At 70.5% G+C, this 23,900-nt stretch carries 21 protein-coding genes and 1 pseudogene; 4 read left to right on the forward strand and 18 right to left on the reverse strand.

Annotated features, from left to right (window positions below):
• Positions 1 to 92 precede the first annotated feature (92 nt).
• Positions 93 to 1,391, reverse strand: coding sequence for a C4-dicarboxylate transporter DctA (locus QM699_RS17405; protein ID WP_415012286.1), 1,299 nt, complete (start codon positions 1,389 to 1,391; stop codon positions 93 to 95).
• A 76-nt stretch (positions 1,392 to 1,467) separates the two neighbouring features.
• Positions 1,468 to 3,109: pseudogene (locus QM699_RS17410) on the reverse strand (NCS1 family nucleobase:cation symporter-1).
• On the opposite strand from QM699_RS17410, the gene QM699_RS17415 reads away from it, so the two are divergent.
• Positions 3,108 to 3,797 carry a GntR family transcriptional regulator gene (locus tag QM699_RS17415; protein WP_415012287.1) on the forward strand — a complete coding sequence of 230 codons (690 nt, stop codon included), beginning with the start codon at positions 3,108 to 3,110 and terminating at the stop codon, positions 3,795 to 3,797. The pseudogene QM699_RS17410 and the gene QM699_RS17415 overlap by 2 nt on opposite strands.
• 32 nt (positions 3,798 to 3,829) lie before the next feature.
• On the opposite strand, the gene QM699_RS17420 is transcribed toward QM699_RS17415, so the two are convergent.
• Complete coding sequence (locus QM699_RS17420; RefSeq protein ID WP_415012288.1) at positions 3,830 to 4,915, reverse strand: AI-2E family transporter; 1,086 nt, start codon at positions 4,913 to 4,915, stop codon at positions 3,830 to 3,832.
• A 272-nt stretch (positions 4,916 to 5,187) separates the two neighbouring features.
• Between QM699_RS17420 and rplM the strand changes: the two genes are divergently transcribed.
• Positions 5,188 to 5,652 (forward strand): 50S ribosomal protein L13, encoded by a 465-nt coding sequence (gene rplM / locus QM699_RS17425; RefSeq protein ID WP_415012289.1) that lies wholly within the window; start codon positions 5,188 to 5,190, stop codon positions 5,650 to 5,652.
• A gap of 5 nt (positions 5,653 to 5,657) precedes the next feature.
• The gene (gene rpsI / locus QM699_RS17430) at positions 5,658 to 6,140 is read left to right on the forward strand and encodes a 30S ribosomal protein S9 (protein WP_415012290.1); all 483 of its coding nucleotides are present in this window, start codon (positions 5,658 to 5,660) and stop codon (positions 6,138 to 6,140) included.
• A 269-nt stretch (positions 6,141 to 6,409) separates the two neighbouring features.
• On the opposite strand, the gene QM699_RS17435 is transcribed toward rpsI, so the two are convergent.
• The 3 genes from QM699_RS17435 to QM699_RS17445 form a co-directional block, all read right to left on the reverse strand.
• A complete protein-coding gene (locus QM699_RS17435; protein WP_415012291.1) occupies positions 6,410 to 7,876 on the reverse strand; it encodes a S1C family serine protease in 1,467 nt (488 codons plus the stop codon).
• Between the two features lie 111 nt (positions 7,877 to 7,987).
• Positions 7,988 to 9,133 (reverse strand): M10 family metallopeptidase C-terminal domain-containing protein, encoded by a 1,146-nt coding sequence (locus QM699_RS17440; RefSeq protein ID WP_415012292.1) that lies wholly within the window; start codon positions 9,131 to 9,133, stop codon positions 7,988 to 7,990.
• Between the two features lie 74 nt (positions 9,134 to 9,207).
• The gene (locus tag QM699_RS17445) at positions 9,208 to 10,191 is read right to left on the reverse strand and encodes a 2-hydroxyacid dehydrogenase (RefSeq protein WP_415012293.1); all 984 of its coding nucleotides are present in this window, start codon (positions 10,189 to 10,191) and stop codon (positions 9,208 to 9,210) included.
• A 123-nt stretch (positions 10,192 to 10,314) separates the two neighbouring features.
• Between QM699_RS17445 and QM699_RS17450 the strand changes: the two genes are divergently transcribed.
• On the forward strand, positions 10,315 to 10,827 hold the full coding sequence (locus QM699_RS17450; protein WP_415012294.1) for an SH3 domain-containing protein: 513 nt from the start codon (positions 10,315 to 10,317) through the stop codon (positions 10,825 to 10,827).
• A gap of 137 nt (positions 10,828 to 10,964) precedes the next feature.
• On the opposite strand, the gene QM699_RS17455 is transcribed toward QM699_RS17450, so the two are convergent.
• From QM699_RS17455 to rimP, 12 genes are all read right to left on the reverse strand, one after another.
• The gene (locus tag QM699_RS17455) at positions 10,965 to 11,108 is read right to left on the reverse strand and encodes a hypothetical protein (protein WP_415012295.1); all 144 of its coding nucleotides are present in this window, start codon (positions 11,106 to 11,108) and stop codon (positions 10,965 to 10,967) included.
• 1,240 nt (positions 11,109 to 12,348) lie between these two features.
• Positions 12,349 to 13,878, reverse strand: a complete 1,530-nt coding sequence (locus tag QM699_RS17460; protein ID WP_415012296.1) for a GMC oxidoreductase — start codon at positions 13,876 to 13,878, stop codon at positions 12,349 to 12,351.
• 144 nt (positions 13,879 to 14,022) lie between these two features.
• Positions 14,023 to 14,478, reverse strand: coding sequence for an NUDIX domain-containing protein (locus QM699_RS17465; RefSeq protein WP_415012793.1), 456 nt, complete (start codon positions 14,476 to 14,478; stop codon positions 14,023 to 14,025).
• Entirely contained in the window at positions 14,475 to 15,791 is a 1,317-nt protein-coding gene (gene hslU, locus QM699_RS17470) for an ATP-dependent protease ATPase subunit HslU (RefSeq protein ID WP_415012297.1), read from the reverse strand. Before hslU ends, QM699_RS17465 begins: the two co-directional genes overlap by 4 nt.
• A 48-nt stretch (positions 15,792 to 15,839) precedes the next feature.
• Positions 15,840 to 16,403: an ATP-dependent protease subunit HslV gene (gene hslV, locus QM699_RS17475; RefSeq protein ID WP_415012298.1), complete on the reverse strand. Its 564-nt coding sequence runs from the start codon at positions 16,401 to 16,403 to the stop codon at positions 15,840 to 15,842.
• A gap of 186 nt (positions 16,404 to 16,589) precedes the next feature.
• Positions 16,590 to 16,775 carry a hypothetical protein gene (locus QM699_RS17480; protein ID WP_415012299.1) on the reverse strand — a complete coding sequence of 62 codons (186 nt, stop codon included), beginning with the start codon at positions 16,773 to 16,775 and terminating at the stop codon, positions 16,590 to 16,592.
• 108 nt (positions 16,776 to 16,883) lie between these two features.
• A complete protein-coding gene (locus QM699_RS17485) occupies positions 16,884 to 17,813 on the reverse strand; it encodes a 1-phosphofructokinase family hexose kinase (protein ID WP_415012300.1) in 930 nt (309 codons plus the stop codon).
• A complete protein-coding gene (locus QM699_RS17490) occupies positions 17,813 to 18,229 on the reverse strand; it encodes a hypothetical protein (RefSeq protein WP_415012301.1) in 417 nt (138 codons plus the stop codon). The genes QM699_RS17485 and QM699_RS17490 overlap by 1 nt, the downstream gene beginning before the upstream one ends.
• Before the next feature lie 72 nt (positions 18,230 to 18,301).
• Positions 18,302 to 20,815 (reverse strand): translation initiation factor IF-2, encoded by a 2,514-nt coding sequence (infB, locus tag QM699_RS17495; RefSeq protein WP_415012302.1) that lies wholly within the window; start codon positions 20,813 to 20,815, stop codon positions 18,302 to 18,304.
• 7 nt (positions 20,816 to 20,822) lie between these two features.
• On the reverse strand, positions 20,823 to 21,497 hold the full coding sequence (locus QM699_RS17500) for an RNA-binding protein (RefSeq protein WP_415012303.1): 675 nt from the start codon (positions 21,495 to 21,497) through the stop codon (positions 20,823 to 20,825).
• A 1-nt stretch (position 21,498) separates the two neighbouring features.
• On the reverse strand, positions 21,499 to 23,130 hold the full coding sequence (nusA, locus tag QM699_RS17505) for a transcription termination factor NusA (RefSeq protein ID WP_415012304.1): 1,632 nt from the start codon (positions 23,128 to 23,130) through the stop codon (positions 21,499 to 21,501).
• On the reverse strand, positions 23,127 to 23,777 hold the full coding sequence (gene rimP, locus QM699_RS17510) for a ribosome maturation factor RimP (RefSeq protein WP_415012305.1): 651 nt from the start codon (positions 23,775 to 23,777) through the stop codon (positions 23,127 to 23,129). The genes nusA and rimP overlap by 4 nt, the downstream gene beginning before the upstream one ends.
• Between the last annotated feature and the right edge of the window lie 123 nt (positions 23,778 to 23,900).

The following is a 23,900-nucleotide window of genomic DNA, read 5'->3' on the forward strand; positions in this document are numbered from 1 at the left end:
GCGTCGCTCCTGCCCGTTCGAGGTGGCCCGGGTGTACCCGCGCGAGCCCACCCCTGCCAAGGGCGGGCTCGCGCCTCGACGGAAAGCGGGCGTCAGGCCCGCTCGGGCTCGGACAGGATGCCGGCCACATCCTCGTCGAACGTGCCGCCCAGAACTGCATGGGCGCGGGTCCGGTCGATGTCGCCTTCCCAGGCGGCGATGACCACCGTCGCGACGCAGTTGCCGATCAGGTTGCCGAGCGCGCGCGCCATCCCCATGAACCAGTCGACCGAGAGCACCAGCACGAGCCCGATTGCCGGGATCACCGGCACGGCGGACAGCGTCGCCGCCAGCACGACGATCGCCGAGCCCGGGATGCCGTGCGCGCCCTTCGAGGTGAGCAGCGCCACGCCGAGGATCAGCAGCAGGTCGGAGAACGCGAGCGGCGTGTTGGTCGCCTGCGCGATGAACACCGTCGCGAGCGTGAGATAGATCGAGAAGGCGTCGAGGTTGAACGAGTAGCCGGTCGGGATCACGAGACCGACGGTCGAGTCCTTGATCCCCATGTGCTCGAGCTTCTTCATGATCTGCGGCAGCACGCTGTCCGACGACGCGGTGCCGAGCACGATCATCAGCTCCTCGCGCAGGTAGCGCAGGAACTTGAAGATCGAGAACCCGGCCAGCCGCAGGATGCTGCCGAGGACGACGATCACGAAGAACGCCACCGTCAGGTAGTAGAGCACCACCAGCGTCCCGAGTTGCTGGAGCGAGCCGACCCCGTACTTGCCGACGGTGTAGGCGATCGCGCCGAAGACGCCGAGCGGGGCGAGGCGGACGATGAAGCTGATGATCTTGAACAGCACCTCGGTCGTCAGCTCGATGAGGTGCGTGACCGGCGCCGCCCGCTCGCCGACGATGCTGAGCGCCGAGCCGAACAGCACGGCGAGCACCAGCACCTGCAGGATGTCGCCGTCGGCGAAGGCGCCGACGAAGGTCGACGGAATGATCCCGAGCAGGAAGTCGACCGGCCCGTGCATTTCCTTCGTCCGCGCGACGTAGGAGGAGAGCGCGCTGGAGTCGAGCGCCGCCGTGTTGACGTTCATTCCGTGCCCGGGCCCGAACGCGTAGGCGACGAGGATGCCGAGGATCAGGGCGATGGTCGTCACCACCTCGAAGTAGACGATCGACTTCACCCCGACGCGCCCGACCTTCTTCAGGTCGCCGGCGCTGGCGATGCCATGGACGACGACGCCGAACACCAGCGGCGCGATCACCATCTTGATGAGCTTGATGAAGCCGTCGCCGAACGGCTTCATCGCGGCCGCGAACTCGGGCCAGAACACGCCGACGACGATGCCGAGCACGAGCGCGACCATCACCTGGCCGAAGAGGGATCTCAGGAATTGCGGCATGGGGCCTCTGCTGCGCGAACCGCGCCTCTGGGGATCAGGGGACCGGGCGACGGGCGCCGCCCGGCAGAAGGTGGGCTCAGGTGCGGCGGGCGGCGCGCATCATCACCGTGTAGGCGATGGCACCGGACACGGCGCCGATCACCCAGCCGAGGCTGTTCTCGGGCAGGATGTGGAAGAGCTGCGTCGAGAGCTCCCAGCCGATGGCGATGACGCCGGAGAGCGCGAGCGCCTTCAGGCCGACGCGGTTCCAGCCGCCGTCGTAGTGATAGCGCCCGCTCGGATCGAGGGTGTAGAGTTCGGGCGTCACGACCTTCTCGCGCTTCACCAGGTAGTAGTCCGCGACCATCACGCCGTAGAGCGGCGCAAGGATGGCCCCGAACACCGACACGAAGACGGTGATGGCGTGCGGCGAGTTCGACGAAGATCCACGGGCAGACCAGCACGGCGAGGATCGAGGTGATGAGGCCGCCGCGCTTGAAGTCGACATGGCGCGGGAACAGGTTGGCGATGTCGTAGGCCGGCGAGACGAAGTTCGCCACGATGTTGATGCCCATGGTGGCGATGATGAACGTCACCGAGCCGATGAACACCGCGACCTTGTTGTCGATGCGCGAGACGATCTCGACCGGGTCCATCAGCATCTCGCCGAACACCGCGACCGAGCCCGCCGTGACGATCACCACGATGATCGAGAACACCAGGAAGTTGACCGGCAGGCCGAGGAAGTTGCCGACCTTCATCTGCCGCTCCGACTTGCCGAACCGGGAGAAGTCGCCGAAGTTGAGCAGCAGCGCGGCGAAGTAGGCGACGACGAGCAGCATCGCGTTCACCATCTGGCCGAGCGTCGCCATGCCGGACAGCTTCACGTCGCCGAGCGTCAGGTTCAGCGAGCCGAGGCCGGCGTGGTAGAGGATCCAGGCCATCAGTGCGAACATGACGACGTAGACCGCCGGGCCGCAGAAGTCGATGAAGCGGCGGATCGTCTCCATGCCGCGCTGGAAGATCAGGAGCTGACCCACCCACATCACGAGGAACGAGATCCAGCCGAGCGTGTCGAGGCCCATGAACCCGGGCCCGCTCGCAAGCGCCGCCGCCGAGGGGACGAAGAGCAGGATGATCGTCGCGACGGCCTTGGAGGCGAAGTAGGTCTGCACGCCGTACCAGACGATGCCGACCACGCCGCGGATGATCGCGGCGAGATTTGCGCCCATCACGCCCATCGAGACGCGGGCCATGACCGGGAACGGGATCCCCTCGCGCAGCGACGGGCGGCCGATCATGTTCATCAGCACATAGACGACGAGGATGCCCGCCGTCATCGCGAGCAACACCTGCCAGCCGGTCAGTCCGAGCAGGAACAGCGAGGCGGCGAAGGTATAGCCGCCGACCGAGTGGACGTCGGACATCCACATGGCGAAGATCGAGTAGCCGGTCCAGGTGCGCCGATCCATCGGGACGGGCGCGAGGTCCTCGTTGTAGAGGGCCGGGTCGGCAGCGACAGTGCCGACGTGGTGCGGCTCGCTGCCGAGGGAGTGACTCAATGTAGCCATGTCTTCACGATCTCCACTGCGGGCGCTTTCTGGCGCGCCGATTCCCGGTTCCCCTTGTGTCGGGGCTTTTGTCGTCCTGCCTGACATGTTAGCTAATATGTGTGGGCGGCGACAATCGCGCGTGGCGAGAAAGACCTTCGGTTTTTGCCTGAAAGTGGATGACTGCATGGACGGTGCACAGACCCGGCTGAATAGTGTGCAGAACGATCCGCCGGCCTCGATGGCGGATGAGGCCCATGCGCGGCTGATTGCCGCGCTGCGCGACGGCCGGCTCGGCTCGGGGCAGTTCGTGTCGATGCCGGGCCTCGTTGCGCTGCTCGACCTGCCGCTCGCGGCGACGCGCGAGGCGGTCAAGCGGGCGGACGTGCATGGTCTCGTGCGGATCCTGCCGAAGCGCGGCGTGCTGGTGATGGAGGCGTCCCCCAAGGTCACGCGCGACTGCATCGACCTGCGCGCGATGCTCGACGCCGAGGGCGCGCGCCGGCTGGTCGGCGCGGCGCACTCGCTGCCGCTCGCGGCGCTCCGGGCCAGCCACGAGGCGCTGGTCGAGGACGCGCTCGCCCGGATGACGCCCGAGCTGCCGCGGCGCGCGATCCTGACCGACGTGTCGCTGCACGACGCGCTGGCGAGCGGGCTCGACAACCCGATCGCCGCCGAAGTCTACGCGGTGAATCGCGACCGGATCGCGGTGGTGCAGAATACCCGGCCGTTCCTGACCGACCGGATCGTGCCGGCGATGCAGGAGCATCTCGCCATCATCGACGCGCTGGAGCGCCGCGACGCCGAGGCGGCGGTCCACGCCATCCGGGCGCACTACCACTCCACCCTGCGCTGGTGGGGCATCCCCGAAGCGTGAGGCAGACCGTGCCGACGCGGCGCCCCTTCCCGCTAGTCGATCCCGCCGGGCGCGTCGTCCTCCGCCAGCCAGAACAGCGCCAGGTCGTAGAGCACGGCCAGCACCACCGGCCCGAGGAACAGGCCGATCAGCCCGAAGGCGATCGTGCCACCGATCACGCCGACGAGGATCACCAGCACCGGCACCGCGAGCCCCTTGCCCATCAGGAGCGGCTTCAGGAGGTTGTCGGCCAGCGCCGCCGGGAGGAGGTAGAGCGTGAGGAGCAGCGCCGGGGTCGCGTCCTTGGTGATCCAGGCCCAGACCAGCACCGGCGCGACCACCGGCAGCGCGCCGACCTGCACGATGCAGAGCACCAGCGTCGCCAGCGCGAGCAGGCCGGCCCCCGGCACGTCGGCGAAGATGAACGCCATGCCGATCAGGATGGTCTGGATCATTGCGACGCCGATCACCCCGCGCGCGACGTTGCGGATCGTGGCGGCCGTCAGGTCGACGAAGGTCGAGCCGTGCTCGCCGGAGATGCGCCCCGCGAAGCGCCGGACGCCGCGCTGCAGCCGCGGGCCCGGCGCGTAGAGAAAGCCGGCCAGAACCACGCCGAGAAGAACCGCGAGGAGCCCGCCGGCGATGTCCTCGACCCGGACGAGCAGCCAGCCCCCGGCCGAGAGCAGCCCGGCGCTGTGCTGCGAGACGAAGCCCTGGAGGTTCGCCGACGCGGCCGTCCAGAGCGGGGTCACGTCGCCGACGAGCGGCAGGTGGCGCAAGGCCGCCGGTGGCGACGGCAGCATGGGCGCGCCGTCGTGCAGCCGTTCGCCGAGGTGCTCCACCGACACCGCGAGGCTCGACAGCAGCACGGCCGTCGGCCCGAGCGTGACGAGGAAGAACGCGACGGTGAGCAGGCTTGCCGCCAGCCAGCCGCGGCCGCCGAGCCCGCCTTTCAGCCACTCGTAGAGCGGATGGAACGCCACCGCGAGGATGGCTGACCAGATCAGCACCGCGGCGAACGGGCGCAACAGCATCCCGGCGAGCCAGAGCAGCGCGGCGAGAAACAACAGGCGGACCGCCAGATCAATGGCGATCTGGTCGAGGCTGCGCTCGGGGCGACCGCCGGGATCAACGGGCATCGCGAAGACCTGTTCGAACCAGACCCCTCTAGCAGACTCCGGCGCCCTGCACCACGCCGGGCGGACGGCGCGCGGGCCCGGCCTATCCCCCGACCAGTGCCCACCGACATGGTGGTATCATGATACCTATATTGCAATACGTTGATCCGGTTCGGTAATTTCAGGGTCTCAGCGATTGACCCGCGATCGAATCTCCGTCATAAGCCCGCGATCCGGTCGGGCGATCGTCCCGGCCAGTTCGAGACATGCCGAGACACGGGGACGGACCTCAGATGAAGACCTACTCTGCCCGGCCGGCCGACATCGACAAGAAGTGGGTGCTGATCGACGCCGAAGGCGTCGTCCTCGGTCGCCTCGCGAGCCTTGTCGCCATGCGGCTGCGCGGCAAGCACAAGGCGACGTTCACGCCGCACATGGACATGGGCGACAACGTCATCATCATCAACGCCGACAAGGTGCAGATGACCGGCAACAAGCGCGCCGACAAGCGCTACTACTGGCACACCGGCTATCCGGGCGGCATCAAGTTCCGCACCGCCGGCCAGATCCTCGAGGGCCGCTTCCCGGAGCGGGTCATCGTCAAGGCCGTGGAGCGGATGCTCCCGGGCGGCCCGCTCTCGCGCAAGCAGATGAGCAACCTGCGCGTCTACGGCGGGACCGAGCACCCGCACGCCGCCCAGAACCCGGAAGTCGTCGACCTCGCGTCGAAGAACCCCAAGAACACCCGGAGCGCGTGAGTCCCATGGCAGATCTTTCTTCGCTCGAAGAGCTCCGCGACGCGGTTGCCGCCGCGCCGGTCGTCGAGGAGGCCCCGAAGCGGGAGCCGGTTCGCGACAGCCTCGGCCGCTCCTACGCCACCGGCAAGCGCAAGGACGCGGTGGCCCGCGTCTGGGTGAAGCCCGGCAACGGCAAGATCACGGTGAACGGCAAGGAGGTCGAGACCTACTTCGCCCGCCCGGTGCTGCGCATGGTGATCGGCCAGGCGTTCAGCGTCGCGGGCGTTGCCGGCGAGTTCGACGTGATGTGCACCGTCAAGGGCGGCGGCCTCTCGGGCCAGGCCGGCGCGGTGAAGCACGGCATCAGCCAGGCGCTCTCGCTCTATGAGCCGAGCCTGCGCCCCGCGCTGAAGGCGGCCGGTTTCCTCACCCGCGACAGCCGCGTCGTCGAGCGCAAGAAGTACGGCAAGCGCAAGGCGCGCCGCAGCTTCCAGTTCTCCAAGCGCTGACCCCGGCGCTTCGGGCCTCCGAATCGCGAGGGCCGTCCCGGCATCTGCCGGGGCGGTCCTTTTTCTTGTCGGCTCAGGACGGTTCGGGGCGGTGCACGCCCGTGAAGCAGTCTGGAATTCGGTGGGGGAAGGCTGGCGAGGGACTTCCGAGCTGCCGGCAGGAGAACATGAAGGCCGATACCGAGGATGCTGGCCTTCACGTTTGACGCGATCCCGGGGCGCGCGAAAGGCCCCGCCAGGCCGACCCGTCCGAGTCTTCGGACCGGCTCTCAGTGGCAGACGATCGGTACGATCGCGTCCTCGACCCCATCCGGCACGCCATCGTCGGGATCGAAGCGGCCGAGGCCGCCCGTCTCCGCGGCGATGCCGGCCCGGGAGAGGAAGGTGTCGAGTTCGGCCTCGCGCAGCGCGTAGTTGACGTTCTGCGGCAGGCTGCCCGTCGCCTCGACGATGTAGTCTTCCGACAGCCGCGCCACCACCAGCCCGAGCACCCGGCCGCGGGCGTCGAGCAGCGGGCCGCCGCTGTTGCCCGGCTGCACCGGCGCGCTGAAGCTGAAGTAGCGGGCGTCATCGTCGATGCCGGCCAGCGCGCTGACATTGCCGCCGGTCAGGGTCAGCGAGGTGCCGGCGATGCTGTAGTAGGGAAAGCCGATGGCATAGACCCGCTGGCCGAGGCGCATGCGGCCCTCGGCGAATGCGAGCCAGTGCGGCGCCTGCCGCGGCGCGCGCAGCACCGCGACGTCGAGCCCCTCGTCCGCCGCGACCGTCTCGAGCGGGGTGCCGTCGGCCAGCGACGGCGTGGTGCAGCCCGCGACGACATGCGCGGCGGTGAGCAGCAGCTGCGGCCCGACGTAGAACGCCGTGCCGGTGCCGCCCACCGCCTCCGCGCCGTCCGCATCGCCATCGCCGGAGGGCGGCAGCGCGGTGATCTCGGCATCGAAGCGCGCCGGCGTCGCCACCTGGCCCGCCGGGGCAGGGGTGGCGGCCTGCACCAGCCGCGCGGCGCTGTCGACCAGCCGGGCGAGCCGGCCATCGGCGGGCAGGTCGAACCCCTCCGGCCGGCCGGCGTGGAGACTGGCGGCGGCGAGGCGGAGCGCGCCCTCCGCCGAGGGTTCTGCGGTGAGGTAGACGGTGGCCCAGGCGCCCGCGATCAGGTCGGAGCGGGTGAAGAACGCCCGGCCATCGGCGAGGGTGCCGGTCGTGACGAGGCGGTCGGGTCCGCGACGGGTCTCGATCCGGCCGGCGGCGAGGCTCGCGGCGGTGTCGTGCCACGCCGTCGCATCGGCCCGGTCGAAGCGGTGGGTGAGCACCGCGAAGCTGCCGTCGGTGGTCCATTGGCGGGTGCCCCCGGCCTCGTCCACCGGCTGCGACAGCCGCGCGAGCGGCAGCGCCAGCGCGAGCCCGAGGTCGGCGAGCGGGACCTCGCGCCATCCGTCGTCACGGGCGGCATCGAGAAAGCCCGCCACTGCCGCCGCGGCGTGACCGGCGAGCGGCGCCGCACCGAATTCCCGCGCCGACCAGACGTCGAGCGCCGCAGCGCCGTCGTCGCTCCAGCGGCCATCAAGGACGCCGGCATAGTCGCCGCTGGCGGCCAGCGCCGCCTGCAGCACGCGGATTTCGGCCGGCTCGAAGCCCCCGGCGTCGAACGGCGCCTCGATATCCGCGCCGGTCGCCGCTCGCGCCAGCGGCGAGACCGACAGAATCGCCAGAAGGCAAAGAACCAGAACCCGCGGCATTGCCGAACCCCCCACACCCTTAAGGAGATGCTAACACGCGCGGGGCCGGTCCCCCAAAGGAAGCGTTGCATTTTCCTAAACAGCGCAGTGGCTTGGTTAACGCGAGCCCGCTCAGAGCAGCAGGTCGCCCGCCCCCGGCAGCGCCGGGCCGGCCAGCCCGATGCCGAAGTCCGCCCGCCCGTCGCCGTCGATGTCGCCCTGGATCAGGCCGGCGACGACGCGCAGTTCGCCGGGCTCGCCCCCAAAGGCGCCGTCGATCAGGTGGAACGCCTGGTCGCCGCGGGTCGACGGATCCGCATCCATGCCGGAGAGGTCGATCCGGTCGCCGGGCGCGAAGTCGCGGATGGTGTCGCGCGCCGCTCCGGTGCCGGCGTGCCCGGGATCGGCGAAGACGAAGACGTCCCGTCCGGCGCCGCCCGCCAGCACGTCCGTGCCCCAGCCCCCGGCCAGCCTGTCGGCCCCGGCGCCGCCCGACAGCCTGTCGTCCCCCGGGCCGCCGACCAGTGCATCCTGCCCGCTGCCGCCGAGCAGCCGGTCGTCGCCGCCGTCGCCGAGCAGCCGGTCGTGGCCGGCGCCGCCGCGCAGGAGGTCGTGGCCCGCACCCCCGCGCAGCAGGTCGTCGCCGCGGCCGCCGGAGATGCGGTCGGCGCCCCCGAGGCCATAGGCGGTGTCGGCGAAGGCGGTGGCAGCGAAGCGGTCGGCCCGGGCGGAGCCGAGGATCCCCGGCGTGCCGGTCGCGTCGGCCGCGACGCCGAACCAGACATAGAACACCGACCCGCCGTAGGGGCCGGCGCCCGCCGAACTGTCGAGGCCGACGCCGATCGCGCGGAAGCCGATGTCGTCGAAGCCGCCGGTCTCGGTCAGGACGGCGTCGTGCCCGGCGGAGGCCTTCCACCCGGCCAGCGCCTCGCTGCCGCCGGACTGGCCTGCGGCGGCGATCTCGTAGCCGCTGGAGGCATAGCCGGTGCCGAGCCGCGCCGGCGCCTCCCACATCACCGAGGGGTCGCGGCCATCCGCGTCGTATGGCGCGTCGCTCCAGCTGTGCAGGTTGGCGCCGGCGGGCAGGCTGTGGTCGGCGGCCCAGATGTTTTCCCGCATGTCGAGCACGTGGCGCCCGGCGGTGGCGGACAGCGCCTTGGAGAGGCGCAGCTCGGGCAGGCCCCGGCTGGCCCGATACGCCATGATCTCGTGGTAGAGCGCCAGCTCGTCGAGGCTGATGCCGTCCTGCGCGGTGTGGCGGTAGATGTCGACGGTCATGCGCGTTCCCCCCGGAGACGGGACTGCCCGGAGAGCCGGACGGTCCGGCCCGCCCGACGGTCCGGGCGGTCGCTCTACAGCATCGCAGGCACCACCTGGTCCGGCGGACGGTGGCCGTCGGCGAACGTCTTGATGTTGATGATGACCTTCTCGCCCATCTCGAGCCGCCCCTCGACGGTCGCCGAGCCCATGTGCGGCAGCAGCAGCACGTTCGGCAGGTCGCGCAGCCGGGGGTTGATGTCGTGGCCCTTCTCGTAGACGTCGAGCCCGGCGCCGCCCAGCTCGCCCGCGCGCAGCATCCGGGTCATCGCGTTCTCGTCGATCACCTCGCCGCGGGCGGTGTTCACGATCACCGCGTCGGACTTCATCAGCTTCAGGCGGCGCGCGTTCATCAGGTGGAAGGTCGAGGGCGTGTGCGGCACGTTGATCGACAGGATATCGACGCGGGCGAGCATCTGGTCGAGGCTCTCCCACCAGGTCGCGCCCAGCTCGGCCTCGATGTCGGGATGCAGGCGGCGGCGGTTGTGATAGTGGACGGCGAGGCCGAACGCCTTGGCCCGGCGGGCGATGGCCCGCCCGATCCGGCCGAGGCCGAGGATGCCGAGGTTCTTGCCGGCGATGCGGCGACCCATCAGCGCGGTCGGGCTCCAGCCCTCCCACTCGCCGGTCTGCATCAGGTGCGCCCCCTCCGGCACCCGGCGCGGGATCGACAGGATCAGCGCCATCGCCATGTCGGCGGTGTCTTCGGCCAGCACGCCCGGGGTGTTCGTCACCATGATGCCGCGCTGCAGGGCGGTTGCCACGTCGATGTGGTCGAAGCCGGCGCCATAGTTGGCGATGAGCCGCAGGCCCGGGCCGGCGTGCGCAAGGAGGCGCTGGTCGATGCGGTCGGTGATCGTCGGGACCAGCACGTCGGCCTCGCCGAGCGCGCGCCCGAGCGCCTCCTGCGACATCGGCTCGTCAGTCGTGTTCAGCGTCACATCGAAGAGCTCCCGCATCCGTGCCTCGACCGGCTCGGGCAGGCGGCGGGTCACGATGACTCGTGTCTTCTCGGGCATGCGATTTTCCAGTTTGTCGGGGCGCGTCGGCGCGGTATCTTCTCCCGCGAAAGATAATTGCACGGGGCGGTCTGGGAGATCCAGACACTTCCCGGCGTTGGGCAGACGAGCAGGATCTGGGCCATGGATGCGGTGACGCGGTTTTCCTCGGCATGCGGGCTGGTGTTCGCGGTTTCGCTGGCGGGCGGCGCGGCGGTGGCGGGCGGCGTCGGCACGGTGACGAGCCTGCCGATCCCGCGCTTCGTGTCGCTCCGGGCGGAGGAGGCCAACGCCCGGCGCGGGCCGAGCCTCGACCAGCGGGTCGACTGGGAGTTCGTCCATCAGGGCCTGCCGCTCGAGGTGACGGCGGAATACGGCCAGTGGCGGCGGGTGCAGGATGCGGACGGCATGGGCGGCTGGGTGCATCACGCGCTGCTCTCCGGCGTTCGGACCGCGCTCGTGACCGCGACCGACCCGGTGCCACTGCGCGCCGGCCCGGAGGACACGGCGGCGGTGCGCGGGATGGCCGAGCCCGGTGCGATCGGCCGACTGGAGAGCTGCGCGGGCGCGTGGTGCGAGTTCGGGGCGGGCGGCGTCTCGGGCTGGCTGCCCCGCACCGTCCTGTGGGGCGTGGGGCCGGACGAGACGGTGAAGTGACGCCCGGGTCGCCGGAGAAGCTTGCGCGCACGTGATCCCTGCCGCAGGGCGACGTGATCTGTAGTGAGCCGCCGCCAGAGGTGATCGGGACGGCGATCGACCCGACACCGCGGACATCCCGGGATGCCCCCCCGTCGCTACTCCGTCCCGAGGGGCAGGGCGGCCACCCGGCGCCGGATTTCCGCCACCATCGCGGCGTACGCGGGGCTGTCCACGTCGCCGAAGCGGCGGCGGAACTCGGCCTCGCTCAGGCCGCTGGGCAGGCCGTCGATCGGGGGCATGAGAATCCGCCTCGGACTCGATGCGGGCCAGCATGGCGGGCCAGCGCTCGGGCGCCGCGTCAAGAAAGGTGGTGGCGAACTGGACCCCGGCGAGGTCCGCGGCCATGTCGTCGAAGGAGAACCCGCTGCCGCCGGCGTTGCTGTCGAGCAGCTCCTTCAGCTCGCCCATGCCAAAGGCCGCGTCGCCGGTGTTCGCGGCATAGAGGCCGGCGGAGATCAGGAAGTGCTTCCGCAGATCCTCGCGGCCCGAGAGGGTGGTGTGAAAACAGCCGCGGGCGGCGCTCTGCATCTTCTCGTTGAAGCCGATGGCGATCGACCCGGCGAAGTCCGGGTCGCCGCAGACCAGCGCGAGGGCGTAGAGCGCGGCGCGCAGCTCTTCACGGTCGGCCTCGTGCCCGCGCGGCGCGCTCGCCACCTGCAGCGCCTGCCGCAGCCATGGCAGGACAGAGCCGGTGCGCGGCAGGCCACCCCGGCGCAGGCGCTGGTCGAGAAGCCAGGCCTGCATGTAGACGCGTTCGCGCGCCGTGCTGCCCGCCGCCTCGATCACCCGGGCGCGCAGCTTGTCGAAGAACTCGACGCCGCCGGCAGCGTCGAAATCGAAGGCGACGGTCGCCTCCGATGGGGCGAGGCGCACCGCGGCGATGCTGGCCAGCAGGTCGCTGCCGAGGCCGTCGCCGAGCTTTCGGTCGAGCACGAGGCGTGCGGCTTCGAGCGCCAGCGCCGGCGGCAGCGGCAGACGGCCGAGACGGGCCGATTCGAGCACCAGCCCGGAGTCGGACGGCAGCACCGAGAGGTGCAGGTTGGCCCAGAGCGCCCGCGGCACAACGGGCGGGCCGATCGAAAGATCGAGGGTCGCGCGGCCGGCGTCGACGTGCGCCGTGCCGAATGCCCCGGGCGCGAGGCGCTGGCCGGCCGCGAGCACGGCGTTCAGCTCGTCCTCGCCGAGTGTCAGCTGGGCCCGCGGCTCGCCCGCGTCGATCAGCGCCTTGAGCCGGGCCGCGACGTCCCGGGTCTGCTCCGCCGCCACCGCGTCGGGCGGCCCGGGGTCGATCACCCGCGGTCGGGTCTCGACCGCGAGCAGCGCGACGCCGACCGGCGAGAGCACGACGAGCGTCAGCGCCAGCGCGCGGAGGGCGCGGCCAAGGCGGGATGGCCGGGGTCGGCGGGAGATCGCAAGAGCCATGGGCGGAGCATCGGGCGGATCGCGCGACAGCACAAGTGCCGCGCGATCAAACAACCATCACGAGAGCTGCGTGGACAGGTGGTCGCCGAGCCGGAGGGCGAGCTGGACGATGGTGAGCGTGGGCTTCGGCAATCCCGGCGTCGGGAAGACGCTGGATCCGCTGATGTAGAGGTTGGTCATGCCATGGACCTTGCAGTCGGGATCCACGACGCCGGCCCGGGCATCGACGCTCATCCGGGTGGTGCACATGTGCTGGCGCCCGGCGATCATGCCGTTCCCGGTGCCGATCGCCGGCAAGCTGGGGGCGTCCTCGGCGATCCAGTCGCGCAGCTTCAGCCGCCCGATGCCCTGCTCCGCCACATGGGCCCCGAACGCGAGCGTGACCGCGCGCATGGTGTGATAGTCGCCGTCGGTCAGCTGCCAGTCGAGCAGCACCCGGCGCATGCCGAACGAGTCGCGGCGCTCGCACAGCCGCACCCGACTGTCGCGGTTGAGCTGCTGTTCCATCGAGACGCCGACGACGGCGACGGGGTGGTTTTCCGGGTCCTGATGGATGCCGAACTCGGCGAGGCCGCCGAAGACGCAGGGCGACTTTCCGCCGCGCAGCCGGGCCACCAGATGGGCCACCTCGGGCGTCAGGCAACCCGCGGTGCGCGCGAGCAGCTTCACCTCGTTGGTGATCGGAGCGACGCGCCGCGGCTCGATGGTGACGGCGCAGCGTGCGAGCTGGTTCTGCGCGGAGAAGGTGGCGGTCGGGGTGAAATACTGCGCCTCGTCCTCGGCCGGCTGGGCGAGGAGCAGGTTGGCGGTCGCAACCGCCGGGCGATCGCAGAAGTATCGCCCGACCAGATCGTTCTGGTTGCCGATCCCCGCCGGCAGCTGGCTGTCGAACGAGAGCAGCGCCCGGGCGTTCTCGAGCCCGCCGAGGCAGAGGACGAAAGCACGCGCCGTCACCTCGAACGACGGTTCGAGGCCGCCCCAGGCGCGGAAGACCGCGGTCGACACCGACTCGAGCCCGTCGGCGAGCCGCAGGTCGACGAGGCTGGCCCGGACGCCGAGGGTGATCCGCCCGGAGTCCGTGATCTCGTCCCGGAACTTGTCGCCGAAGCGGGTGGGCGGGCTCATCCGCCACCGGACGTGGCGAAAGCGCGCGTCCTCCTGACGCATTGGCACGTCCGGCAGGTCGACGGGCGACTCGAGGTCGACGATGGCGGAGGCCTCGGCGGCATAGGGGTCGAGATCGGCGCGGCCGATCGGCCAGCCGCTGCTTGGCATCCACGGGCGGGCGGCGAAGTCGTCGTCCTCGAAGGCCCGGCACTTGCCTTCCCAGTGGCCCGACGTGCCGCCGAACGCGCGGATCCGGCTCTCCTCGCAGGGATATTCGGGCAGGCCGGTCAGGTCACCGACATAGAACGCCTGCGAGGCGTCGCTATAGTCGATCTCGCCCGCCTCCATCAGCGCGACGTCATAGCCCCGGGCGGCGAGAGATCGGGCAAGGGTGATGCCCGCGGGGCCGGCGCCGGCAATGCAGACATCGAATGGACGGGCGAATGCGGCGCGGTCCGCGGTTGCGGCATCAACCAGCATGGCATGGCCCCACCGCACGGGCGATGTACGTTCTCACCAACTACTCCACAGCCGTTCCCACGAGGTCCGGGCCGCCGACCGTAGCACAGGCGGAGGCAACGACCAAGTTTGTTAACACCTCGCCCACGCCGATGGCGGCAGGCCCTAGCGCGGGCGCAGGCCGAGGCGGGCGACGAGGCCGAGAAAATGCCGGTCGCCGTCCACCGCGAGGAGGTCGAGCGCCGCGGGGATCGTCATCCAGACGGCGCGGTGCCCGGCCTCGGAGGGGGCGCCGAGGCGGCGAACCGGGCGCGCGAGGTAGACGTGGCAGACCTTGCGCGCCCAGAGGTCGTATTCCGGCATGTAGGTGTAGCGCTGGAAGGCGCCGAGCCGACGGGTCACGGCGATGCGCCAGCCGATCTCCTCCAGGCACTCGCGATGCAGGGCGGCGAGCGCCCCCTCGCCGGGGTCGAGCGCGCCGCCCGGCAGCTGGAATTCGCGGGTGGTGGCGGCCTGCTCGGTGACGAGCACGTCGTCGCCCTGCCGGATCACCGCATAGGCGCCGATCCGGTCGATGTAGCGCCGGCCGGCTTCGACGGGCTCGCCGAAGCGGCGCATCAGAGCACGTAGCGCGACAGGTCGGCGGAGCGGCTGAGTTCGCCGAGGTATTGCTCCACGAAGGCGGCGTCGACCGTCACCGCCTCGCCGGAGCGGTCGGGCGCGGTGAACGACAGCTCCTCGAAGACCCGTTCGAGCACGGTGTGCAGCCGGCGCGCACCGATGTTCTCCACCGCGCGGTTCACCTCGGCGGCGATGCGGGCGAGCGCCTCGATGCCGTCGTCGGTAAAGCTGATCGTGACGCCTTCGGTCTGCATCAGCGCGGCGTACTGCCGGGTGAGCGCGTTGTCGGTCTCGGTCAGGATGCGGATGAAATCGTGCTCGGTCAGCGCGCGCAGCTCCACCCGGATCGGCAGGCGGCCCTGCAGCTCGGGCAGCAGGTCCGAGGGCTTGGCGATGTGGAAGGCGCCGGACGCGATGAAGAGCACGTGGTCGGTCTTCACCGGGCCGTACTTGGTCGAGACGGTGGTGCCCTCGATCAGCGGCAGCAGGTCGCGCTGCACGCCCTCGCGGGAGACGTCGGCGCCGCGGGTCTCGGCGCGGGCGCAGACCTTGTCGATCTCGTCGAGGAAGACGATGCCGTTCTGCTCCACCGCGCTCACCGCCTCGCGGTTGACCGCCTCGGGGTCGAGCAGCTTGTCGGCCTCCTCGGTGATGAGCAGCTCGTAGGACGCGGCCACCGTCATCCGGCGGCGGACCTTCCTGCCGCCGAACGCCTTGCCGAAGATGTCGCCGAGGTTCATGCCGCCGGGCACGCCCCCGCCGAGCCCGGGCTGGCCGGGGATGTCCATCATCGGGAACGGGCTCGACGTGTCGGCGACCTCCAGCTCGATTTCCTTGTCGTCGAGCAGGCCGTCGCGCAGCTTCTTGCGGAACATGTCGCGGGTCTGGTCGCGGGCGCCGTCGCCGGCGAGCGCGTCGATCACCCGGTTCTCGGCGGCCTCGTGCGCACGCGCCTTCACCCGCTCGCGCATGTCCTCGCGCACCATGGCCACGGCGGCGTCGACGAGATCGCGCACGATCTGCTCCACGTCGCGGCCGACGTAGCCGACTTCGGTGAACTTCGTCGCCTCGACCTTGAGGAACGGTGCCTTGGCGAGCTTGGCGAGCCGGCGCGAGATCTCGGTCTTGCCGACGCCGGTCGGGCCGATCATCAGGATGTTCTTCGGATAGACCTCTTCGCGGATGTCCTCGGGCAGCTGCTTGCGGCGCCAGCGGTTGCGCAGCGCGACGGCGACGGCACGCTTGGCGTCCGCCTGGCCGATGATGAAGCGGTCGAGCTCGGAGACGATCTCGCGGGGGGTGAGTTCGGTCATGGCTTGCCTCTCGGGCTGAGCGGGCGTCGGGCTTACGGGCGTCGGGGCTTAGCGGGCGTCGAGGCTTTCCACCACCACGTTGCCGTTGGTGTAGACGCAGATGTCGGCGGCGATCGCCATGGCCTTGCGGGCGACGGCCTCGGCGTCGAGGTCGGTGTCCATCAGCGCGCGGGCGGCGGCCAGTGCGTAGTTGCCGCCGGAGCCGATGGCGGCGACGTCGTGCTCGGGCTCCAGCACGTCGCCGGCGCCCGTCAGGACCAGCAGGTCGCGGCCGTCGGTGACGATGAGCATCGCCTCGAGATTGCGCAGGTACTTGTCCATGCGCCAGTCCTTCGCCAGTTCGACGGCGGCGCGCTGGAGCTGGCCGGGCGCGGCTTCGAGCTTCTTCTCCAGCCGCTCGAGCAGGGTGAAGGCGTCGGCGGTGGAGCCGGCGAAGCCGCAGACCACCGGCTGGCCGCCGGGGGTGAGCCGGCGCACCTTGCGGGCGGTGCCCTTGATGACGGTCTGGCCGAGGCTCACCTGGCCGTCGCCGGCGACGACGACGCGGCCGCCCTTGCGCACGCCGATGATCGTGGTGCCGTGCCAGCCGGGAAACCGTTCGTGCTCCGCCATTCGCCCCTCTCCGCCATCCGCCCCTGGTTGGTCGGGCCGAGATATATGGGCTGCAACCCGGCGATGCCAGAGGGGCACGCGCGACGGCGCGGCCGCCCCGGGGAAGGCGACCGCGCCGCGGGTACAGACAACGCGCGGAGAACTCACACCAGAGCACGCGACGGCGGGGCCACGGGCCGCCGGATGTCAGTCGAGCAGACGGATCCCGGCCCGCACGAGTTCGGAGCGAGGACAATGAACGCCGGAGAAAGTGACAAAGGGATCAGGCTCGACTCGGCGGAAGGGCAGGAGAGTGGCGTCCTCGGCGCGGGGACCGCCGAGGTGTTCTCCGCGGTCGACGCGGGCCGCTGTGCTCGTGGTGAAGACCTGCATCGCCGGAACCTCCTTCAGCCACCGGCTCCCCATGGGCGCCGGTGCTCCAAGAGATGCCCGCGGCTTGTGTCGGTTTGGTCCGCGCGGATGTTTCGTCTGCCGCAGGCCTCAGCCCGCCCGGAGATCCACAAGCAGGCGCGCCACGTCTTCGGGCCGGGCGAGGTCCGTGCCGGGATGGAGCACCGTGGCACTGCCGGCCGCCATCCCGCGGAGGAAGGCGTCTTCCGGCGTCCAGCCCTCGGCAAGGGCCAGGGTCATGGCGCCGACGAAGCTGTCACCGGCGCCGGTCGCGCTCCTGGCCGGGACGTCGGGCGGGCGACGGAACACGGTGCCGGCCTCGCTGGCGAGGACGGCGCCTTGGTGGCCCATGGTGACGGCGACGATCTCGGCCCGGCCGGCGCGCACGAAGTCGAGCGCCGCCGCGGCGATGGCATCGGGCGTTTCGAGCGGCAGGCCCGTCAGCGCGCGAAACTCGCCATGGCTCGGCTTGACGAGGGCGAGGCCGCCGACGGCGACGGTGGCCGCGAGGGCGGCGCCGGAGCTGTCGAGCACCATACGGGCGCCGTGCTCGCGGCAGCGGTGCAGCAGCGAGATGAGGCAGTCGTCGGGCAGGCCCGGCGGGCGGCTGCCGCTGACCACCAGCCAGTCGAAATCGAGGCCGTCGACGACCGAGAGGATCTCCAGCCACTCGCCGGGCGAGATGGCCGGACCCTCGGGGACGAAGCGGTATTCGAGGCCGGTCGTGGTCTCGAACACGGCATGGCTGATCCGGGTGTGGCCGGCGATGGCGACCCGGTGGAACGCCAGCCCGCGCTCGGTCATCAGCTCGTCGAGCACGTCGCCGGTGGCGCCGCCCGCGGGATAGACCGGCAGGGCGGAGCCGCCGAGGTTCTGGATCACCCGCGCCACGTTGATGCCGCCGCCGCCGGGATCGTAGCGGTCGCCGGTGGTGCGGATCTTGTGGGTCGGCTGCACCCGCGACGTCTCGGCGGCGCCGTCGATCGAGGGGTTGAGCGTGAGGGTGACGATTGCGCGCATCAGAGGAGCCCTGACAGAAGGGGGAACAGCCGGTTCGCGACCGACGCGCGCGAGAACGGGGCGCCGGCCGGGAAATCGCGGCTCTCGGAGAGGTCGGCATAGATCAGGTCGAGGGCAAGCCCCCACCGGCCGTTGCGCGCCTCCGCAACGCCCATGAAACCGACGTCGAGGCTGGACAGGACGTCGCTCGCACTGAGGCTGAAGTCGAAATCGCCCTTGGCCGTGCCTGCGGACGTGTCGAGCCCGGGCAGCCACAGGTAGGGCGAGAGCGAGAAGCTCCGCGGTTCGGCAATGGCGGGCGCGGCGAGCCCGGTGGCAAGGGTGGCCGCGGTGAGAAGCGTGCGCAGCGGCGAAGTCCCCCAGGACGGTGCCCGGCCGTTGTCGCCCTTGCGCCCTCCTCCGTCAACGATCGCCATGCGAAGTCCCGGCCATGGAAAAGGGCGCACGGGTGTTCCCGGGCGCCCCTTGTGCCGTCGTCGAACCGAGGATCAGGCGAGCGTGCGCTCGACGGTCTCGGTCTCGAAGATTTCGATGACATCGCCTTCGCGCATGTCGTCGTAGTTCTCGAAGGCCATGCCGCACTCCTGGCCGACCTGGACTTCCTTCACCTCGTCCTTGAAGCGCTTCAGCGTCTTCAGCTTGCCCTCGTGGATCACCACGTTGTCGCGCAGCAGGCGCACGCCGGCCGAGCGGCGGGCGACGCCTTCCGTGACCTGGCAGCCGGCGACCTTGCCGACGCCGGTGATCTTGAAGACCTGCAGGATGCGGGCGTAGCCGATGAACTTCTCGCGGATCTCCGGGCTGAGCAGGCCGGACGCCGCCGCCTTCACGTCATCCACGAGGTTGTAGATGATCGAGTAATAGCGGATCTCGACGCCCTTCTGGTTCGCCGCCTCGCGCGCCGGCGCGTTGGCGCGGACGTTGAAGCCGATGATCGGCGCGCCCGAGGCGTCGGCGAGCGTGACGTCCGACTCGGTGATCGCGCCCACGCCCGAATGCAGCACGCGGATGCGCACCTCGTCGGTCGAGATCTTCTCCAGCGCCTGCACGATCGCCTCGGCGGAGCCCTGCACGTCGGACTTCACGACGACCGGCAGCTCCTTCACGTCCTTGTCGGCCTTGGCCTTGGCGAGAAGCTGGTCGAGGGTCGCGGAGGCACCGACCGCGGCGCGCTTGTCGCGGGCGAGGCGGCCGCGATAGTCGGCGATCTCGCGGGCCTTGGCCTCGTCGTCGACCACGTTCAGCACGTCGCCGGCCTCGGGGGTGCCGTTGAGACCGAGCACCTCGACCGGCACCGACGGCCCCGCCTCGTCCACCCGCTCGCCCTTGTCGTTGAGCAGCGCGCGCACCCGGCCCCACTGCTCGCCGACGACGAAGATGTCGCCGCGCTTCAGCGTGCCCTTCTGCACCAGCACCGTTGCCACCGGCCCGCGGCCGACGTCGAGCTTGGCCTCGATCACCGCGCCCTCGGCCTGGCGGTCGGGGTTGGCGGTCAGGTCGAGCAGCTCGGCCTGCAGCGCGATGTCCTCGAGCAGCGTGTCGAGACCCTTGCGGGTCAATGCCGAGACCTCGACGTCGAGCACCTCGCCGCCCATCTCCTCGACCACGATCTCGTGGTTCAGGAGCTGGGTGCGGACGCGGTTCGGGTCGGCACCGTTCTTGTCGACCTTGTTGATCGCGACGATGATCGGGACGCCCGCCGCCCTGGCGTGGCTGATCGCCTCGATCGTCTGCGGCATCACGCTGTCGTCGGCCGCCACCACCAGCACCACGATGTCCGTCACATGCGCACCGCGGGCGCGCATCGAGGTGAACGCGGCGTGGCCCGGCGTGTCGAGGAACGTCACCAGCGCGCCGTTCGGCGTCTTCACCTGATAGGCGCCGATGTGCTGGGTGATGCCGCCGGCCTCGCCGGAGACGACATTGGTCTTGCGGATCGCGTCGAGCAGCGAGGTCTTGCCGTGGTCGACGTGGCCCATGATCGTCACGACCGGCGGGCGCGGTTGCAGGTTGCCGGCATCCTCGCCGGACGCCTGGACGATGACGTCCTCGACGTCGGAGTCCGAGACGCGCACGACCTTGTGGCCGAACTCCTCGACGATGAGCGCGGCGGTGTCGGCGTCGATCGTCTGGTTCTGGGTCGCCATGATGCCGTTCTGCATCAGGGTCTTCACCACCGCGGCCACACGCTCGGCCATGCGGTTCGCCAGCTCCTGCACCGTGATCGCGTCCGGCACGTTCACGTCGCGGACCATCTTCTCGCGGTCGCCGGCCTGGCCGCCGGTGCGGCGCTTGTCGCGCTCCTGCCGGCGGCGCATCGCGGCGAGCGAGCGCTGGCGGCCGTCCTCGTTGGTCGCGTTGGCGATCGTGAGCTTGCCCGAGCGGCGACGGTCGTCGTCGGCCTTGCCGCGGCCGCGCTTCTCGTCGTTGACCGGGGCCTTCTCGACGGTCTTCTTGACCGGGCTGCCGGTGGCGCGGCCGGCCTCGGCCCGGGCGGCCTGGGCCTGGGCGGCGGCGGGATCGACGGCCTCGACCGCGGGCGCGGCCTTCGTCGGCTGCTGCTTGGCGCGCTGGGCGTTGCGCGCCTCCGCTGCGGCCGCCTCGGCGGCAGCCGCGGCGGCGCGCTGCTCCTGGATCTCGCGTTCCTTCTCGGCACGCTCGGCGGCTTCCTTCTCGGCGCGCAGGCGGGCGAGTTCGGCCGCGCGGGCTTCCGCGACCTCGATCTCCTTCTGGCGGCGATCCGCTTCCTGTGCCTTCGCGGCCTCGACGGCCTTCAGCCGGCGCTCGAACTCGGCGTCCGACAGTCCCGCGGTGGCGCCGGTGCGCCCCGGGCCGGCCGGCGAGCCGGGCTTCGGCGTCAGGACCCGCTTGCGCTTGTGCTCGACGGTAACGGATTTCGTCCGGCCGTGGCTGAAGCTCTGCCGAACGTGGCTCGTCTCGGTGCTGCCGCCCCGCAGCCCGAGGGTCTTGCCCTTGCCGGAACCGTCCTTCGTATCCACCATGTCGTCTCTAGCCTTTCCCGCGGGAGCCTTCCCCCGCCGATCCATTGCCTGCGCCCACCCCAGCCGAGTCCTCGGCCGAAGGCAGGTGCGTCTCATCCCGGATGCCTGACAGCCGCAGGGCCTCGTCCCGAATCCGGTCTCTTAGACCGCCCGCCAGCACGGCGGCATGTATCACACGATCGCGGGCGAATGCCAAACCCAATTCGTGTGCGAAAAGACACGTAACGAGGCTGTTCTCGCCCGCCGGCGGCCGAAGTCGGGCGCGTTCACGTTCCGACCCGTCTGCCGCCTGCAGGAGCAGCGTCGCTTCGCCGGAAACGAGCGCCGCCGTCGTCTTCTCGAGACCGCACACGGCCTGTCCGGCCTTGCGCGCCATCGCCACGAGTTCGGTGAGTCGCGCCGTAAGCAGCGCCTCCACCCGGTCCGCTAGGTCAGGCGGAACCGCCACCTGCCGCTTCGCCGCGCGGGCGAAGTGGCCCTTCTTCACGGCGAGCCGCAGGGTGTCTGCGTCGGCCGCGACGTACATGCCGCGGCCGGGCAGCTTCCCGGCCAGATCCGGCACCACCGTGTCGTCGGGGCCGACGACGAAGCGCAGCAGCCCCGCCTTCGGCCCGGTCTCGCGGGTGACGATGCAGCGCCGCTCCGGCTCGTCCCGGTCCTTCACCCGCCCCCCGCGCGTCACCTCAGTCCTGGCTCTCCGCGTCGCCGTCTTCGGACGCGTCCGCCTCGTCCTCCGCCTCGTCCTCCGGCTGCACCAGATCCGCGGCGTCGACCCAGCCGATCTGGACGCGGGCGTTCATCACCAGCGTCTGCGCCTCCTCGAGGCTCATGTCGTACTTCTCGAGCAGGCCGGTGTCCTTCACCCGCTTGCCGTCGACGGTGGTATAACCGCCGGCCAGCTCCCAGTCGGCGCAGGTGGCGAAATCCTCGAGGGTCTTGATGCCCTCGACCGCCAGCGTCTCGATCATCTGGGGTGTCAGCCCCTCGAAATCCAGAAGGCTCTGCTCGACGCCGAGTTCCTTGGCGTGCTCGATCGCCTTCGCGTTGATCTCGTCGATGCTCTCGCGGGCCCGGGCCTGCAGCTCCTCGGCAGTCGACTGGTCGAAGCCGTCGATCGAGGCAAGCTCCTCGGGATCGACATAGGCCACTTCTTCCAGCGTGGCGAAGCCTTCGGCCACCAGCAGCTGCGAGACGATCTCGTCGACGTTCAGCGCCTCCATGAACAGCTGGGTGCGCTCGGCGAACTCCGCCTGCCGCCGCTCGCTCTCCTGCGCGTCGGTCAGGATGTCGATGTCGAAGCCGGTGAGCTGCGTCGCGAGGCGCACGTTCTGGCCGCGGCGGCCGATGGCGAGCGAGAGCTGCTCGTCGGGAACGACGACCTCGATGCGCTCGCTGTCGTCGTCGAACACCACCTTGGACACCTCGGCCGGCTGCAGCGCGTTCACGAGGAACGTGGCCGGGTCCGGGTTCCACGGGATGATGTCGATCTTCTCGCCCTGAAGCTCGTTCACCACCGCCTGCACGCGGCTGCCGCGCATACCCACGCAGGCGCCGACCGGGTCGATGGAGCTGTCGTAGGAGATGACGCCCATCTTCGCGCGGCTGCCGGGGTCGCGGGCGACGGCCTTGATCTCGATGACGCCGTCGTAGATCTCGGGCACTTCCATCTTGAAGAGCTCGGCGAGGAACTCCGGTGCGGTGCGCGAGAGGAAGATCTGCGGGCCGCGGGTCTCGTGGCGCACTTCCTTGATGAGCGCGCGCACCCGGTCGCCGTTGCGGAACGCCTCGCGCTGGATGAGCTGGTCGCGGCGCAGGATCGCCTCGCCGCGGCCGACGTCGACGATGACGTTGCCGTACTCGGTGCGCTTGACGACGCCGTTGATGATCTCGCCCTGGCGGTCCTTGAATTCCTCGTACTGGCGCAGCCGCTCCGCCTCGCGGACCTTCTGCATGATGACCTGCTTCGCCGACTGCGCGGCGATGCGGCCGAAGTCCATCGGCGGCAGCGGGTCGACGATGTCGTCGTCGAGCTGCGCATCCGGCCGGATCCGCCGCGCGTCGGCGAGGGTCAGCTCGGTGAACAGGTTCTCCGGCTCCTCGACGACGTGGCGGTGGCGCGTCAGCGCGAGGTCGCCGGTCTTGCGGTCGATCTTGGCGCGGATGTCGTACTCGGCGCCGTAGCGGGAGCGGGCGGCCTTGCCGAGCGAATCCTCCATCGCCTCGATGACGAGGGCGGGGTCGATCATCTTCTCGCGGGCGACCGCGTCGGCGATCTGCAGAAGCTCCAGCCGGTTGGCAGAGGTCACGCTGCTCATTTCACTTCTTCCTCGTCTTCCTCTTCGGAGGCGTCGGTTTCGTCCGGCCCGCCCGCATCGTCGGAACCGTCATCGGAACTGTCGTCGGGCTCGATCTCGTCGAAGCCCTCGGGGATCTCGCCCGGGTCGAAGCCCTGGGCCTTGCGGCCGGCGAGGCTCTCGGCGATCAGTGCGTCGGTCAGCACCAGCTTCGCGTCCGACAGCATGTCGAAGCCGAGGCCGATCACCGTGTCCTCGGCGATCTCGACCAGCACCTCGCCGTCCTCGACACCCTGCAGCACGCCCTTGAAGCGGCGGCGGCCGTCGATCATCTCGTGCGTCTCGAGCTTGGCCTCGTGCCCGGCGTAGGCCTCGAAGTCCTTGAGCCGGGTCAGGGGCCGGTCGATGCCGGGAGACGAGACCTCGAGCACGTACTCGCCGGAGATCGGATCCTCGACATCGAGCACGGCCGAGACGGCGCGGCTGATCTTCGCGCAGTCGTCCACCTCGATGCCGCCGTCCGGCCGGTCGGCCATGACCTGCAGCACGTTGCGCTTGCCGCTCATCAGCCGCAGGCGGACAAGCTCGAAGCCGAGCCCTTCGATCGTGGGCGTGACAATGGCCGCGAGCCGGCGGTCGAGGGCAGCTTTGGCGATCAGGTCGGCCAAACGGGGCTCCAGAAAACAAAAAACGGGCCGCAGCCCGTTCAAGATTGCCGGTGGGGATTGGCCTAGTGACCGATCCGCCGCTGTTGGCAGCCATATAGGCCCCGCGTCTGGCCAATGCAACCC

Origin of the sequence: Amaricoccus sp., from assembly GCF_047602525.1 — a bacterium.
Taxonomy (GTDB): Bacteria; Pseudomonadota; Alphaproteobacteria; order Rhodobacterales; family Rhodobacteraceae; genus Amaricoccus.

Bases quoted from the DNA above. Each gene is read 5' to 3' on its own strand.
- QM699_RS17405 (WP_415012286.1), bottom strand. From the start codon at position 1,391: ATGCCGCAATTCCTGAGATCCCTCTTCGGCCAGGTGATGGTCGCGCTC.
- QM699_RS17415 (WP_415012287.1), top strand. From the start codon at position 3,108: ATGGACGGTGCACAGACCCGGCTGAATAGTGTGCAGAACGATCCGCCG.
- QM699_RS17420 (WP_415012288.1), bottom strand. From the start codon at position 4,915: ATGCCCGTTGATCCCGGCGGTCGCCCCGAGCGCAGCCTCGACCAGATC.
- rplM (WP_415012289.1), top strand. From the start codon at position 5,188: ATGAAGACCTACTCTGCCCGGCCGGCCGACATCGACAAGAAGTGGGTG.
- rpsI (WP_415012290.1), top strand. From the start codon at position 5,658: ATGGCAGATCTTTCTTCGCTCGAAGAGCTCCGCGACGCGGTTGCCGCC.
- QM699_RS17435 (WP_415012291.1), bottom strand. From the start codon at position 7,876: ATGCCGCGGGTTCTGGTTCTTTGCCTTCTGGCGATTCTGTCGGTCTCG.
- QM699_RS17440 (WP_415012292.1), bottom strand. From the start codon at position 9,133: ATGACCGTCGACATCTACCGCCACACCGCGCAGGACGGCATCAGCCTC.
- QM699_RS17445 (WP_415012293.1), bottom strand. From the start codon at position 10,191: ATGCCCGAGAAGACACGAGTCATCGTGACCCGCCGCCTGCCCGAGCCG.
- QM699_RS17450 (WP_415012294.1), top strand. From the start codon at position 10,315: ATGGATGCGGTGACGCGGTTTTCCTCGGCATGCGGGCTGGTGTTCGCG.
- QM699_RS17455 (WP_415012295.1), bottom strand. From the start codon at position 11,108: ATGCCCCCGATCGACGGCCTGCCCAGCGGCCTGAGCGAGGCCGAGTTC.
- QM699_RS17460 (WP_415012296.1), bottom strand. From the start codon at position 13,878: ATGCTGGTTGATGCCGCAACCGCGGACCGCGCCGCATTCGCCCGTCCA.
- hslU (WP_415012297.1), bottom strand. From the start codon at position 15,791: ATGACCGAACTCACCCCCCGCGAGATCGTCTCCGAGCTCGACCGCTTC.
- hslV (WP_415012298.1), bottom strand. From the start codon at position 16,403: ATGGCGGAGCACGAACGGTTTCCCGGCTGGCACGGCACCACGATCATC.
- QM699_RS17480 (WP_415012299.1), bottom strand. From the start codon at position 16,775: ATGCAGGTCTTCACCACGAGCACAGCGGCCCGCGTCGACCGCGGAGAA.
- QM699_RS17485 (WP_415012300.1), bottom strand. From the start codon at position 17,813: ATGCGCGCAATCGTCACCCTCACGCTCAACCCCTCGATCGACGGCGCC.
- QM699_RS17490 (WP_415012301.1), bottom strand. From the start codon at position 18,229: ATGGCGATCGTTGACGGAGGAGGGCGCAAGGGCGACAACGGCCGGGCA.
- infB (WP_415012302.1), bottom strand. From the start codon at position 20,815: ATGGTGGATACGAAGGACGGTTCCGGCAAGGGCAAGACCCTCGGGCTG.
- nusA (WP_415012304.1), bottom strand. From the start codon at position 23,130: ATGAGCAGCGTGACCTCTGCCAACCGGCTGGAGCTTCTGCAGATCGCC.